At 43.6% G+C, this 14,465-nt stretch carries 12 protein-coding genes; 3 read left to right on the top strand and 9 right to left on the bottom strand.

The window, feature by feature from the left end:
* Window positions 1-79: 79 nt before the first annotated feature.
* A complete protein-coding gene (locus AC4IFT_RS09425; protein WP_490751194.1) occupies window positions 80-1,006 on the bottom strand; it encodes a FecR family protein in 927 nt (308 codons plus the stop codon).
* A 2-nt stretch (window positions 1,007-1,008) separates the two neighbouring features.
* A complete protein-coding gene (locus tag AC4IFT_RS09420; RefSeq protein WP_490733173.1) occupies window positions 1,009-1,506 on the bottom strand; it encodes an RNA polymerase sigma factor in 498 nt (165 codons plus the stop codon).
* A 304-nt stretch (window positions 1,507-1,810) separates the two neighbouring features.
* On the opposite strand from AC4IFT_RS09420, the gene AC4IFT_RS09415 reads away from it, so the two are divergent.
* The gene (locus AC4IFT_RS09415) at window positions 1,811-2,719 is read left to right on the top strand and encodes a gluconeogenesis factor YvcK family protein (protein WP_490751193.1); all 909 of its coding nucleotides are present in this window, start codon (window positions 1,811-1,813) and stop codon (window positions 2,717-2,719) included.
* Between the two features lie 465 nt (window positions 2,720-3,184).
* Here the strand turns inward: AC4IFT_RS09415 and uvrB are convergent, their stop codons facing one another.
* From uvrB to bioB, 5 genes are all read right to left on the bottom strand, one after another.
* Window positions 3,185-5,203 carry an excinuclease ABC subunit UvrB gene (uvrB, locus tag AC4IFT_RS09410; protein ID WP_490751192.1) on the bottom strand — a complete coding sequence of 673 codons (2,019 nt, stop codon included), beginning with the start codon at window positions 5,201-5,203 and terminating at the stop codon, window positions 3,185-3,187.
* Window positions 5,204-5,833: 630 nt separating this feature from the next.
* Window positions 5,834-6,508, bottom strand: coding sequence for a dethiobiotin synthase (gene bioD / locus AC4IFT_RS09405; protein WP_490751191.1), 675 nt, complete (start codon window positions 6,506-6,508; stop codon window positions 5,834-5,836).
* Window positions 6,501-7,286 carry a malonyl-ACP O-methyltransferase BioC gene (gene bioC / locus AC4IFT_RS09400; protein WP_490751190.1) on the bottom strand — a complete coding sequence of 262 codons (786 nt, stop codon included), beginning with the start codon at window positions 7,284-7,286 and terminating at the stop codon, window positions 6,501-6,503. Before bioC ends, bioD begins: the two co-directional genes overlap by 8 nt.
* The gene (bioF, locus tag AC4IFT_RS09395) at window positions 7,264-8,421 is read right to left on the bottom strand and encodes an 8-amino-7-oxononanoate synthase (protein WP_490751189.1); all 1,158 of its coding nucleotides are present in this window, start codon (window positions 8,419-8,421) and stop codon (window positions 7,264-7,266) included. Before bioF ends, bioC begins: the two co-directional genes overlap by 23 nt.
* Window positions 8,421-9,458 (bottom strand): biotin synthase BioB, encoded by a 1,038-nt coding sequence (bioB, locus tag AC4IFT_RS09390; protein WP_490751188.1) that lies wholly within the window; start codon window positions 9,456-9,458, stop codon window positions 8,421-8,423. The genes bioF and bioB overlap by 1 nt, the downstream gene beginning before the upstream one ends.
* 93 nt (window positions 9,459-9,551) lie before the next feature.
* On the opposite strand from bioB, the gene bioA reads away from it, so the two are divergent.
* Complete coding sequence (bioA, locus tag AC4IFT_RS09385; protein WP_490751187.1) at window positions 9,552-10,820, top strand: adenosylmethionine--8-amino-7-oxononanoate transaminase; 1,269 nt, start codon at window positions 9,552-9,554, stop codon at window positions 10,818-10,820.
* Between the two features lie 251 nt (window positions 10,821-11,071).
* Here bioA and pgl read toward each other — a convergent pair whose 3' ends face one another.
* Entirely contained in the window at window positions 11,072-12,058 is a 987-nt protein-coding gene (pgl, locus tag AC4IFT_RS09380) for a 6-phosphogluconolactonase (RefSeq protein WP_490751186.1), read from the bottom strand.
* A gap of 241 nt (window positions 12,059-12,299) precedes the next feature.
* Here pgl and AC4IFT_RS09375 point away from each other — a divergent pair, with 241 nt between their 5' ends.
* Complete coding sequence (locus AC4IFT_RS09375; RefSeq protein WP_353243334.1) at window positions 12,300-13,118, top strand: pyridoxal phosphatase; 819 nt, start codon at window positions 12,300-12,302, stop codon at window positions 13,116-13,118.
* 278 nt (window positions 13,119-13,396) lie between these two features.
* On the opposite strand, the gene modC is transcribed toward AC4IFT_RS09375, so the two are convergent.
* The gene (gene modC / locus AC4IFT_RS09370; protein WP_490733191.1) at window positions 13,397-14,464 is read right to left on the bottom strand and encodes a molybdenum ABC transporter ATP-binding protein ModC; all 1,068 of its coding nucleotides are present in this window, start codon (window positions 14,462-14,464) and stop codon (window positions 13,397-13,399) included.
* Window position 14,465: the final 1 nt, after the last annotated feature.

Raw genomic sequence — 14,465 nt, 5'->3', positions numbered from 1 at the left:
AAGAAACCCGTAAAAAATAATTTAAATAATTGTGAAAAATAATTTAAATAATTGTGAAAAATAATAATGTTATTATCTATCAGTAGATTAATGTGAAGAATGGCACTTCATAAACCGAAAGCCCTTTTGATGACGCAAGGTGCTTAAGCCCGCTTTCTAGCGCGTTTATTTGCAATACGCCACTTAACCTCCCATCATTGTCATTGGCTAAAATAATAATTTGCTTTTTATGGTAACGGCTGATTTTAGCGGCGATCTCAGAAAGCGTTTGCTGTTGAAAAATAATCTGCCCCTCACGCCACCCTTCTGAATTCTGTTTGGCGAGAGGCAATATAGGGGAAATTTGCTGTTGGTATTGTGTAAAGTTGCCCGCTTTAACCACCACTTCTTGTCCTGATAATAGCGATATTTTAACGCTGTGCTGATAAACACTCACATCAACATTATCCTCTTCATTATCAATAGCAAACTCGGTTCCCAGTGCTTGCGTTACTCCATTTTTCGCCTTAACTTGAAAAGGACGAAGTTCACTGCCAGTGGTAGGCGCAACAGAGAAATAGGCGCGTCCTTGAAGCAAATTAACTTGCCGATATTGCCCGTCAAAAGCTAACTGTAATTGCGCACCACTATCGAGGTCAACTTGGCTACCATCGGGCAATGTAATGTGTTGAACCTCACCAATTTTGGTTTGGTAATCAATCTGTTCGTGATTTTCACTCCACCAAAGTAGCGTCGCCAAGCCACACACTAATACGCTAGCTGCAATGGTTTTTTTCAAATAACTATTTGCCGCTTTAATCGGTTTTATTATTTTTTTAGGCTGTTGATGACAGGAAGTTAATGCCCAGATTTGCCTTGCACGGTAATAAGCATTTGCATGCTCTGTTGATGCGCTCACCCAGTGCTGGAACTCGCTATTTTCTTGCGCGTTTAGTTCTCTTTGTGTGGTTTTGATGACCCACATCGCTGCTGTATTTTCGATTTCAGATGGAGATGTTGGTTTCATGATTAATCCTTCCATTGATGAATCAGAACAGCCAATGCATTGGCTAAATGCTTTTCAACGGTACTGAGCGAAATATTCAACAATTGAGCCACTTCGGTTTGCGTCAATCCCTCTTCTCTGTGCAAACGAAAAATAGCCTGTGTTCTCTCAGGCAATGTTTGAATAATGGTTTGTATCTGGCTCAGTTGCTGCTCTCTGATTGCCGTTGCTTCAAGACTTTTTGTTTGTGCTGGTATTTCATGCCACTGCTCATCACTGATGGCCATTGAAGGGCGAGCTTTTTGTTCCCTAAAGTGATCAATCATCAGGTTTTTCGCTACGCGATAAAGATAAGCATCAAAGTCTTGGATCGTCGAGTGTTTCATCAATTCAGCCATTCGCACAAAACTTTCCTGCACAATATCCATGCTTAAACTATGGTCTTTAAGGTACATGTTGAGATAGCGACATAATGAGGAAGAATGGCGTGCAAACAAGCGTTGCAACTCAGAATCAGACATATTGAGCCATAACACAAATAGTGAAAATGAGAATTATTTACACTATATAGGTAAATGTGCAAAATGGAAACATTCAGGTATTTTTTTGCGAAGAAATTAAGGTAAATCTGGAATATTGCCTTTTATTGTTTTTTATCACAGTAACTCAGCGGGCAATGATATTTTATGGTAGATTAACGCCCAATTTATTTTAGATTTCATTTTTAATACGTTCGGTTCTGTAAACACGGCAAAATCACAGATAAAAAGCCTCAAGTAGTGGCTGTTTATTTGCCGAATATTGACTGATTGATATAGGAACACTATGCCAAATAGTAGTCTGGCGAGCCTGAAACATGTTGTTGCCCTTGGTGGCGGGCATGGGCTGGGCCGCGTAATGTCTTCCCTTTCCTCTTTAGGGCCTCGCCTAACTGGAATTGTAACCACCACGGATAATGGGGGGTCTACAGGTCGAATTCGTCGTTCTGAAGGCGGGATTGCTTGGGGCGATATGCGGAACTGCTTGAATCAGTTAATTACTGAACCGTCGATTGCTTCGGCGATGTTTGAATACCGTTTCGGTGGCAATGGCGAGCTGTCTGGCCATAATTTGGGTAACCTAATGTTAAAGTCATTAGATCACCTGAGTGTTAGACCACTTGAGGCGATTAATTTAATTCGTAATATGCTCAAAGTGGATGCACAACTCATTCCAATGTCAGAATCCCCCGTTGATTTGATGGCAATTGATGAGATGGGTAATGAAGTTTATGGCGAGGTCAATGTAGACGCTCTACGCGAAATCCCGAAAGAGTTACGCTTATACCCTTCCGTGAAAGCCACACGAGAAGCGTTAGATGCTATTCACCAAGCTGATTTGATTCTTATTGGCCCCGGCAGTTTCTTCACCAGTTTAATGCCACTGCTGTTACTTGAAGAAGTTGCAACAGCCCTGCGCGAATGTAAAGCACCGATGATTTATATTGGCAACTTAGGTAAAGAAGTGTGCTCCTCCGCCGCAAATTTAACTTTGCCTGAAAAATTGCAGATGATGGAAAACTATATTGGCTGCAAAAAAATTGATGCGTTGATCCTTGGCCCACGCACAAAAATCAGTGATATCAGCAGTGACCGTAAGATTATCCAGCGTGTCCTCGAAGCGGACGATATCCCTTACCGCCACGATAGAAAGCTGCTCCTACAAGCCATCGAAGAAACCATCCCGCTATTGTAATTTATTCCACCTTTGGCTCCCAGAGGTGGAATATTTCTCTATTTTAAAGACAATTTTTATATCAATCCTATTGATTTTCTAATTATTTTCACGCAAATCCTCTAAATAGCTAGCATTGTGGCTAGGCGGCAAAAGAGTTTATTCCAAGGAGCATACACAAGTATGTGATCCGAGTGATGGCCCCTGATCTCCCCAACATAATGAAATACAATGAAAAATCATCTTCAAAATAATTTGCGTTGTGGGTAGGCGGCAAGCGAAAGCATCTCGGAGAGCATACATAAGTATGTGACCCGAGTGATTGCCCTGCTTCCCAACATAATGAAATACAATGAAAAATCATTTTCAAAATAGTTCGTGTTGTGGGTAGGCGGCAAGCGAAAGCATCTCGGGGAGCATACATAAGTATGTGACCCGAGTGATTGAGCGTAGCCAACACCCCCACAACGCGAAATATGAAGAAGATTAGGAATTAGCGATAAACTGAGACCGAATCTCTTGCAACTCATCACGCACACGCGCTGCCGCTTCAAACTCCAAGTCTTGTGCGTGCTTATACATTTGCGCTTCAAGTTGTGAAATACGTTGCTCCAACTCTTTCGTTGACATGCCTTGGATATCAATTGATATCTCATTTTTGGCGTTGTCTTTTGAGCGACCTTTGCCTTTTCCACCCACTTTATGGCCAATTTGCAGAATATCACCAATTTTCTTGTTCAGCCCTTGCGGCACGATGCCATGTTCTTCATTGAACGCCATTTGTTTTGCACGACGGCGTTCGGTTTCTGCTATCGCTTTTTCCATCGAATTGGTGATTCGGTCGCCGTAGAGGATCGCTTTACCGTTTAAGTTACGCGCTGCACGGCCTATTGTCTGAATTAAAGAGCGTTCTGAACGCAGGAAGCCTTCTTTGTCAGCGTCTAAAATAGCCACTAACGAAACTTCTGGCATGTCGAGACCTTCCCTCAATAAGTTGATCCCAACAAGCACATCAAATTCACCGAGCCGTAAATCACGGATGATTTCCACTCGTTCAACCGTATCAATATCTGAGTGAAGGTAGCGAACACGCTCCCCATGCTCTTCCAGATATTCCGTTAAATCTTCCGCCATCCGTTTGGTCAATGTGGTGACCAACACTCGCTCATTTTTCTGTACACGAATACGAATTTCAGACAGTAGATCATCCACTTGCGTGGTGACAGGACGAACTTCAATGATCGGGTCAAGTAAGCCTGTTGGCCTAACCACTTGCTCAATGACTTCATTGCCCGATTTTTCCAGCTCATATTTGCCCGGTGTTGCAGAGACATAGATAGATTGCGGTGCTAGAGCTTCGAATTCTTCAAAACGCATTGGCCGGTTATCCAATGCCGAAGGCAAACGGAAACCGTATTCGACTAAGGTTTCTTTACGGGAGCGGTCACCTTTGTACATCGCCCCAATTTGTGGGATCGTCACGTGAGATTCATCCACCACCAGTAGGCCATCCGCTGGTAAATAATCAAACAGTGTCGGAGGTGGCTCGCCCGGTGCACGACCGGATAAATAACGTGAATAGTTTTCAATCCCTGAGCAATAACCTAGTTCATTCATCATTTCTAAATCGAACTGAGTGCGCTGGGTAATGCGCTGCTCTTCAACCAGTTTATGGTTTTCCAACAACACTTTTCGTCTATCCACCAGCTCTTCTTTGATATGCTCCATCGCTTCCAAAATACGCTCTCTTGGGGTGACATAGTGCGTTTTTGGGTAAACCGTAAAGCGAGGCACACGGTGTTGGATTTGCCCCGTCAGAGGGTCAAAAAGAGATAGGCGCTCGACTTCATCATCAAATAGCTCGACACGTAGCGCGTATTCATCAGATTCTGCAGGGAAAATGTCTATCACTTCCCCCCGAACACGGAAAGTACCGCGAGTAAAAGCTTGGTCGTTACGACTGTATTGCAGATCAGCTAAACGCCTCAAAATAGAGCGTTGGTCAATGATCATGCCATCCGTTAGGTGCAGCATCATTTTTAAGTAGCTATCTGGGTCGCCCAACCCGTATATGGCTGAGACTGAAGCCACTACAATCACGTCACGACGTTCAAGTAAGGCCTTAGTCGCCGATAAGCGCATCTGCTCAATGTGTTCGTTTACAGAAGCATCTTTCTCGATAAATGTATCAGAGCTAGGTACATAAGCTTCAGGCTGGTAATAATCATAATAAGAAACGAAATACTCCACTGCGTTATCAGGGAAAAACGCTTTCATTTCGCTGTAGAGCTGCGCCGCCAAGGTCTTATTATGTGCCATCAACATGGTTGGGCGATTTTCTTTTGCAATAACGTTGGCTATCGTAAATGTTTTCCCTGACCCTGTAACACCTAATAAGGTTTGATGTGCTAAGCCGTCTTGCAGCCCTTCGCGTAATTTACGAATTGCTTCAGGTTGGTCCCCTGCAGGCTGAAACTCAGAATACAGCTTAAAATCCTTACTCATATTACCGCCTCATCACTTATCTCTTTTGCTATAATACTGGATAAAAAAACAGCTTCAAGTCCTGAATTTAATATTTTGTCTATCCGACGTTCCAATGAGTTTATAAAAATGTTATCCCCAAAATAATGCTTGACCTTTGGAAAACTTTATATTTTATGCTATTGGTTTTTATCGCCCTATCGCAAATGCAAATTGAAGTCTTGATTTTATTTAACCATTTGTATTTAAATGAAATTATTTTTAAGTCCAGAATCACATCAAATAAAGGCAAAGCCGCTCGTCGCCTAGCATAGAAGTCGTTTTATAACGTTAATGCACAAGGTTATCCACAGAAATGGTGGATAACTCTTGAAGCCCTTAGGGCTCATGCTTTCTCGACATTGGTAAAATTTGATAAACGTGGACTAAATGACAAAATGATGGCAGTTATATGAAAAAATTTTTACGTAGTATCCGCTAATAAAAAGGGATTTTATCTGTTTTAGTTCGATCGTCAGACTATTTCTACGGTAAAACTTGACAAAAAATAGGTTAAGAACGTTACACAAGATCAACCGAACATTTAACAATTGATCTTTTTTTACGAAGGAAAAAAGGGCTTTAACGATAATGCTAAGCCCTTTATTTATTTCACAATAATGAAAGATCCAAATATTGCCCTAATGTAGATTCATTAAGTTCAGGTTGATAAGGAAGGATCCCCAAGCAAGGCGGCTTAATCATGCGTTTGAGTGTGGCAAGGTATTCAGCTTGATAAGCCCCAGCAGGTTCCACTTCATTAGCAATCCAGCCGGCAACCAATAACCCAGCAGCATGAATCGCCTCTAGTGTTAATAGTGCATGATTAATACAACCCAGCTTCACACCCACCACTAAAATAACCGGAAGTTGCTGTTCAATGACCCAATCTGCATAGGTTTTTTCAGTGGATAATGGGGTATACCAGCCACCAGCACCTTCAACTAGCACCCAATCACCTTGTCTCTGAATATCTAATAACCCTTGATTAATGACAGAGAAATCAATAGGTAACCCCATTTTTTCACTTATAATATGCGGTGAAGTCGGTGCTTCAAATACGATGGGGTTTATCATTGAATAAGGTAATTTCACGCGGCTATTGGCTTGCAATAATAAAGCATCGTTATTACGCAGCCCTTCTGAAGTCTGTTCGCTGCCAGAAGCGACAGGCTTATAACCTATTGCATTAGCCCCTTGCGCATTAGCGGCTTGTAATAAAGCGCAACTCGCCACGGTTTTACCGACTTCAGTGTCCGTTCCTGTTACAAAATACGTTTTAGTCACAATAGATGACTCCAAATACGGTTTGATAAGTTAACGGTAGCCCTTGGTGAGCCATCGGGTAAGCTAAAGCTAATTGTTGAAGGCGCTTACGCGTCATGAGCCCAGCTTGGCGCCCTGCCGTTAAATGGGTTGCACCGATCCCTTTTAGCGAATTCAATAAGCTGATTAAATCAGGGAAAAGCAACGTATCTTGATGAAAAGACACATCATGACGCCATGTTTGGCAACTCGCAGTAATGTCTTGTGAGCTTAAAAAGGTATTCACATGAGAATATCCATCTAGTGACTGCCAAGCTTGTGATAATTCACTCAGCGAATTCTCTGCAAGCGTTGTAAAAACAATCACACCACCACGTTTTGTCACGCGGTACAATTCGCTCAATACACCATGCAAGCTTTCACACCATTGAATGGATAAATTGGAAAACACCACATCAAACTGTGCTGAACTAACAGGGATCGACTCCATATCCGCACACACATATTCATCTGCTGCATCTTTGCTTTTGGCGACATCTAACATGCCTGAAGATAAGTCTAACGCAGTAACAATATAGCCTTGATTCTTCAGTTTTTGGCTAAAAAAACCCGTCCCACATCCAGCATCTAATACCCGTAAGGGCTTGTTGATTTGCTTTGCAACAAGGGTCGATTTCAATTTATTGAGCAGTTGATTTCCTGTCCCTTGCTGATAATTCGCAATTGCATCGTAACTTGCCGCTGCTCGACCAAATGCCGCCGCAATTTTTTGCTTATCATGACAAATTATCGAAGTCATATAACGCCTCCAACAATTTATCAAGATCGTCTTGTTGATGTGCTGCACTCAACGTGATCCGCAACCGTGCACTTCCTGGCGGAACCGTTGGCGGGCGGATCCCTTGTACCCAAATACCTTTCTGGCGTAAAAATGCGGCTGCATGTTGGCATGCTTCATTATCACCAATAATTAAAGGCTGGATAGCTGTCTTTGAATCCGCTAATTTCATCTGCTTAAAATTGGTATTTTCTCTTAAGTATTCAATATGATGATTAAGAGTTTCACGCGGTTTATCTGCCAATTTAATCTGTTTAACGGCTTCTAATAATGCAACTGCCTGCGCGGGTGGCATAGACGTGCTGTAAATCAAATGGCGCGCAGACTGAAGCAAATAATCGGCGGTTTGCTCATCACAAAGCACGGCTGCTCCGCTTGAGCCAAACGCTTTACCGAATGTGACGACTAAAATTTCAGGTTTGATACCATAAGCAGAGCAACTTCCTCGTCCTTGCTCCCCCCAAACACCAATACCATGTGCATCATCAACCATTAACCATGCACAGTGTTTTTTCGCAATATCATGCAAGGTATCAAGGGGAGCACTATCCCCATCCATACTAAAAACCCCCTCGCTTATCACGAGGGTTTTCCCTGCTGCTGGCTTATGAATTAAATTTTCAAGTGAAGATGTATTGTTATGATGAAACCGCCTTAATTGAGCCGCTGAATGTATCGAGGCTTCTATGATCGACGCATGGCTGAGTTTATCGGCCAGTATGCGGTCATTTGGCATCATTAACGCCGTAATTACCGCATGGTTTGCTGCAAAGCCCGAAATAAACAACAGCGCTTTCGAGTACCCCAACCACTGCGCCAGCTCCGTTTCTAGTTCGGCATGGGCTTGGGTATACCCCGTGGTATGACCAGAGCCCCCACTACCGACCCCATAAATATCCGCACCGCGTTGCCATGCAGCAATAATGTTCGGGTGATGAGATAACCCTAAATAATCATTAGAGGAGAAATTAAGGTATTTCTTTCCATGCTGGTGCAGTTCTCGGCCATTAGCGCCATCAATGCATTGCCGCTGACGCCAAATCGACGAGCGTTTGCGCTGTTCTTCCTGCTCTTGTAGAAATGTTTGCCAGCTCATCATACCGCTGCGTTATAGAATTGGGCGTTATCCGCGGTTAACAATGTTTCTGCCAATTTAGCGGCTTGCAGGTTATCCCCTTCGTCTGTATCAATTCGCTCAGGGTTAATATCCAGCTTTCTAAACAGAGCTAAGTCTTTGTTTTCATCTGGGTTTGGTGTGGTTAGTAACTTACAGCCATAGAAAACTGAGTTTGCACCTGCCATAAAACAGAGTGCTTGCGTTTGCTCATTCATATATTCGCGACCCGCAGATAAACGGACATATGAGGTCGGCATCATAATACGGGCAACCGCAATAGTGCGAATAAAATCAAAGGCATCAACATCTTCATTGTCTGCCATTGGCGTGCCTTCAACTTTCATGAGCATGTTGATTGGAACACTTTCTGGTGGTTTGGGTAAATTGGCTAATTGCACCAGCAATGCGGCACGGTCGCTGACTTTTTCGCCTAAACCCAAAATACCGCCTGAACAGACTTTAATCCCTGCATTGCGAACATTGCCCAAGGTATCCAAACGGTCTTGATATGTTCTTGTGGTGATAATATTGCCGTAATATTCAGGGGATGTATCAAGGTTGTGGTTGTAATAGTCTAAACCCGCTTCAGCAAGGCGCTGGGCTTGAGTATCATCAATCATGCCTAAGGTCATGCAGGTCTCCATCCCTAGGGATTTCACCTCTTTCACCATCATTTCTAGGTAAGGCATATCACGCTCTTTTGGGTTGCGCCATGCTGCCCCCATGCAAAAACGTGTTGACCCAGCTTGCTTGGCTTTTTTCGCAGATTCAAGTACTTGCTGCACTTCCATCAAACGTTCAGTTTCCAAACCTGTTTTATAGCGAGCACTCTGCGCGCAGTATTTGCAATCTTCAGGGCACGCGCCTGTTTTGATAGACAACAAGGTGCTAACTTGCACTTGCTGTGGGTCAAAGTGTTGGCGATGTGTTTGCTGAGCCTGAAATAACAACTCAAAAAAAGGTATTGAAAACAGTTCATTAGCTTGTTTTATTGTCCACTGTTTTAATGTACTCATGGAGACGCTCCCGTTGAAAAAGTTGTTGCCAGTTTAAATATTGTGGTTATCATGTCAACCAAAATGATCTAAAAAAGTTTACGATGGATAATCATGAATAGTCACGATATCGCTTTTGATAGCCAACACATTTGGCACCCTTACACCTCAATGAGCCGCCCTATTCCAGCCTACCCTATTGTTGCTGCGCACGGGGTTGAGCTCGAAATGGCTGATGGAAAAAAATTGATTGATGGGATGGCTTCGTGGTGGTCAGCTATTCATGGCTATAATCATCCCGTGCTCAACCAAGCCGTTACAAATCAGCTAAGTCAGATGTCTCACGTGATGTTTGGCGGAATAACTCACCCACCAGCTGTAAATTTATGCAGGCAGTTAGTCGCCATTACACCTGAGCTTTTGGAGTGTGTGTTTTTGGCGGATTCAGGCTCCGTTGCCGTCGAAGTTGCACTAAAAATGGCGTTGCAATACTGGCAGGCAAGAGGTGAAAAACGTCAACGAATTTTAACATTACGCCATGGATATCATGGGGATACCTTTGGTGCAATGGCCGTTTGCGACCCAGATAACTCCATGCACGGCCTGTACAAAGGTTATTTACCACCGCATCTCTTTGTGGATGCACCACAATGCGGTTTTTATGATGAATGGGATCCAAATGATCTTGTACCGTTAATCGATGAATTAGCAAAAAAACACAGTGAAGTCGCGGCGATCATCTTAGAGCCGATCGTGCAAGGGGCTGGCGGTATGCGGATATATCACCCTGAGTATTTGAAAGGTGTGCGCCAGTTATGTGATGAATATGGGATCTTGCTGATTGCCGATGAAATCGCTACCGGTTTTGGCCGCACAGGGAAACTGTTTGCCTGCCATCATGCCAATATATCACCGGATATTATGTGCTTAGGCAAAGCATTAACTGGCGGTTATATGACACTTTCAGCGACACTCACAACGCGCCACGTTGCAGACACGATTAGCAACGGTGAAGCGGGTTGTTTTATGCACGGGCCGACCTTTATGGGTAACCCCCTTGCCTGCGCTGTCGCCGATGCAAGCCTAACCCTGTTGCTCAATAGCCCTTGGCAACACACGATTGCTGATATTGAACAGCAATTAAAAACCGAACTGCTGCCTTTAGCTTCTCACTCTGCTGTTGCAGATGTGCGTGTTCTTGGCGCCATTGGCGTGATTGAAATGAAGCAACCGGTAAATACCGCTGCTTTGCAAAAGGTATTTGTGGAAAATGGCGTGTGGGTACGCCCATTTGGCAAGTTAATTTATATTATGCCGCCCTATATCATTACCCCTGAGCAGCTCACGAAGGTCACCGCGACTATGACAAAAGTATTAGGGTAATCAGCGCGATACCATTAATTATTTGTTTTAAACAGATTTTTAAACAAATAATCTCCTAAATAATTTGAGTTATAGCAAGGCAGCAATCGAGGGTATCCAGTGAAGCTAACACTGCTACAACTCGAAATTATAATAGGGCATTAATATCTAAAATCATTTGAGTTGTAGCAAGGCGGCAAGTGAAACTAAGCCCTAGGAGCATACATAAGTATGTGACTAGGGTTAGTAAGCGTAGCTAACGCAGCTACGGCTCAAAGGATGAAAGACAGTACCCACATAGGGCCTTTACCTACTTTATACCTACCTATTTGCGTCAATTTTCCTGTGATCGGGTCAATCTCTGAGACCGAAATATGGTCAGACTTTTGCCCGCTGGAGATTAAAAAGCGCCCTGTTGCATCGATATTAAAGCCCCTAGGGTGTACCTCGGTTGGGTAACGCGCCTCTAACGTGAGCTCACAACCATCATCAGAAATTATATAGTGGCTGATGTAGCTTTCTGAACGCTCGCTGACATATAAATGGCGACCATTTGGCGTCACATGGATATCGGCTGCCCAGCGTTGGCTTTCATTGCCTGCTGGGTAGTTTGCCAGCGTTAGCATGGTGCGGTAACGGGTGAATTTACGGTAAACACCAATAGTTGAATCCAGCTCATTTACGCAGTAAATCACTTTCTGCGTTGGGTGGAATGCCAAATGACGTGGGCCTGAATTTGGCGCTGTCGTGATTTGGTCTGCCGTCGCTTCTGTTAAATAGCCATTTTCATTCAGATCAAACAAGCGGATATGATCTTCCCCTAAACAAGGAACCCAAAGCTGTTGATTGTCGACATCCACATGAGAAGAATGCGGGTTACGTAGGCCTTCAAGTACTTGGATCACTTGGCTAGGCACGCCATCTTGGTTGATCGACAACACAGATAAATTGTGTTGATGATAAGAAGGAACAAACAAGTATTTACCCGTATTATCAAGGGATAAGTGAACTGGTGTACCGGGTACCGACGTTTGTGCTTTTAAACGTAGTGTGCCTTTTTCTTCAATCGCATAGGTGACGACACGGAAATTCGGGCGTACACCAATATACAGGTGCTTTTTATCATGGCTTAACACCATTGGCTGTACCTGCCCCGGTGTGTTCACAGTTTGCAGAAGCGTCAACTCCCCCACTTCATTCATTGACCACACGTGAATTTGCTGACTTTCGGGACTCGCAATATAAACAACCTGATTCATCCTGACTCCTTAATTCATGATAAAAATGCTCAGCCGCATCGATAACCTAAATGTATTAGGCCACTATACCTTATATTTTTTAAATTACTGTGAGTAATTAACGCCAATGTCGCTATTAGCTTAAACCAAAAACGTTAAACTAAAACGGTTCAGTTCGTTACTATTATCAGCTATGATGATAAAATGACCTCATTCCTATAGCTCGCCTATAGGTCACTTCTAAAATCACGTGGAGCCGTTTATGTCATACCGCGTTATTGCGCTCGATCTCGATGGAACACTGCTTGATCATCAAAAGAAGATCCTGCCTGAATCGTTAGCTGTCCTACAAGAAGCCCGTCGCCAAGGCGTTAAAGTGATCATCGTGACCGGTCGTCACCATGTCGCTATTCACCCCTTTTACCAAGCCCTTGATCTGGATACTCCGGCTATTTGCTGTAACGGCACATACCTATATGACTATCTTGGGAAAAAAGTGCTTAAATCAAACCCAATGACCCTCGATTCCGTCACACAAATGATTGATAAACTGCGCGGAACCGATATCCAACATTTAATGTATGTGGATAATGCGATGTTATATAACGCAAAAACAGAAGGCATTAAACGCACATTGAACTGGGCCGATTCATTACCCACCGCACAACGTCCAACCATTGAATTTGTTGAAGACTACGCGGATGTGATGCACAACTACGATTCAATATGGAAATTTGCGGTTAGCTCACAAGATAAAGAACAGCTGCACCAAGTCGTCAACGAAATCGAAAATGATTTTGGCTTAGATTGTGAATGGTCTTGGATGGATCAGGTGGATGTTGGCCGCAAAGGTAATAGTAAAGGCCAACGTTTAAAAGAGTGGGTTGAATCCCAAGGTATGACAATGGAGAACGTTGTCGCTTTTGGAGATAACTTCAATGACTTAAGCATGCTCACCACCGCAGGTCTTGGCGTCGCAATGGGCAATGCCGTCGATGAAATCAAACAGCAAGCCAAACTGGTCACCCGCGAAAATACCGAACCCGGTATCGCTGAAGTGATCCGCAAATACGTTCTGTAACCCCATTTTTACTTATCAATCCAAAGGAAAGCCCCGCTTTCCTTTTTCTGTTTTCTATTAAAACTTTTACGTCAATCCTCTAAATAGTTCGCACTACAGCTAGGCGGCAAATGAAGCTATCCCAAGGAGCATACAAAAGTATGTGACTTGGGTAGCTGAATGAAGCCAACAACGCTGTAGTACGAAATATGACGAGGATTGAGGAGCATACATAAGTATGTGACTTGATTGGCTGATTGAAGCCAACAACGCCACGGCGCCAAGGACGACGAGTAAAATTATAAATGGCGAGACAACGACACCGCCTTAACCTGCGCATACACCTTGCGACCTTTACGAATCGACAGCTCATCTCGTGCCCAACGCGTAATACGCGCCCACAAATAGTGCTCATCGCCTAAATCCAGCTTCACATCTATTTGCTCGCCATCTTCAATCCATTCAACCACTTCTGCGGAGAGAATATTGCGAATACTGCTGACTTGCGGTTTTTCTAGCACCAACGAAACATCCGATGCATCGACACGGATACGTAATTCTGCACCTTGCTGGCTATCAACTCGCGGGATCCATAATTTTTGACCACCAACAACCACCGCAGTCATGTCATAATCTGGGTGCTGGCTGTGTACTGTGGCACTGACAACGCTGCTTAACGTTTCTTTTTGTAGCCAAGGGCGTAGCGCACTGCTCGCCCACACTTCTTCAAGTGGGCCAAACGCTTTGACCTTCCCGTCTGCCATCACAATCACTTTATCCGCCAAGCGCAAGATTTCATCTAAACTATGGCTTACATACAAAATGGGAATTTTAACGTCTTGAGACAGCTTTTCTAAATAAGGCAATAGCTCGCGTTTGCGTGGTAAATCTAAAGAGGCTAGCGGTTCATCCATCAATAAAATTTCAGGCGCAGTTAACAATGCACGGCCAATAGCAACACGCTGTTTTTCCCCACCCGATAAGGTGATTGGGTAGCGATTAAGCAGTTGTTCAATACCCAATAATTCAACAATATCGTCAAAACGCGATTTCATTTCGGGTGCCATGCCATAACGTAAATTATTTTTGACACGATAATGCGGGAAGAGCCGAGCATCTTGGAATACATAACCAATATGGCGCTTTTCAGGTGGCAAACAGATTTTCTTTTCGATATCGACTAACGTACGGCCATTTAACACAATGCGCCCTTTGTTAGGCTTCGTTAGCCCACCAATCACGTTAATTAAGGAGGTTTTTCCTGCCCCTGATAACCCAAAAACGGCAGTAATACTTTCAGTGGGTAGCTGGGTATTCACTTCCAACTGTAAATCCCCTAACTTTTGGAAAAAGTCGAGTTCTAACATA

This window comes from Providencia sp. UF-183 (assembly GCF_058246155.1).
This window is presented reverse-complemented; position numbering and strand designations above follow the sequence as displayed.

What these genes read in the sequence shown, in the direction of transcription:
- AC4IFT_RS09415 (WP_490751193.1), top strand. Translation starts at nt 1,811, where the DNA reads ATGCCAAATAGTAGTCTGGCGAGCCTGAAACATGTTGTTGCCCTTGGT.
- uvrB (WP_490751192.1), bottom strand. Translation starts at nt 5,203, where the DNA reads ATGAGTAAGGATTTTAAGCTGTATTCTGAGTTTCAGCCTGCAGGGGAC.
- bioB (WP_490751188.1), bottom strand. Translation starts at nt 9,458, where the DNA reads ATGAGTACATTAAAACAGTGGACAATAAAACAAGCTAATGAACTGTTT.
- AC4IFT_RS09425 (WP_490751194.1), bottom strand. Translation starts at nt 1,006, where the DNA reads ATGAAACCAACATCTCCATCTGAAATCGAAAATACAGCAGCGATGTGG.
- bioC (WP_490751190.1), bottom strand. Translation starts at nt 7,286, where the DNA reads ATGACTTCGATAATTTGTCATGATAAGCAAAAAATTGCGGCGGCATTT.
- modC (WP_490733191.1), bottom strand. Translation starts at nt 14,464, where the DNA reads ATGTTAGAACTCGACTTTTTCCAAAAGTTAGGGGATTTACAGTTGGAA.
- pgl (WP_490751186.1), bottom strand. Translation starts at nt 12,058, where the DNA reads ATGAATCAGGTTGTTTATATTGCGAGTCCCGAAAGTCAGCAAATTCAC.
- bioA (WP_490751187.1), top strand. Translation starts at nt 9,552, where the DNA reads ATGAATAGTCACGATATCGCTTTTGATAGCCAACACATTTGGCACCCT.
- AC4IFT_RS09375 (WP_353243334.1), top strand. Translation starts at nt 12,300, where the DNA reads ATGTCATACCGCGTTATTGCGCTCGATCTCGATGGAACACTGCTTGAT.
- bioF (WP_490751189.1), bottom strand. Translation starts at nt 8,421, where the DNA reads ATGAGCTGGCAAACATTTCTACAAGAGCAGGAAGAACAGCGCAAACGC.
- AC4IFT_RS09420 (WP_490733173.1), bottom strand. Translation starts at nt 1,506, where the DNA reads ATGTCTGATTCTGAGTTGCAACGCTTGTTTGCACGCCATTCTTCCTCA.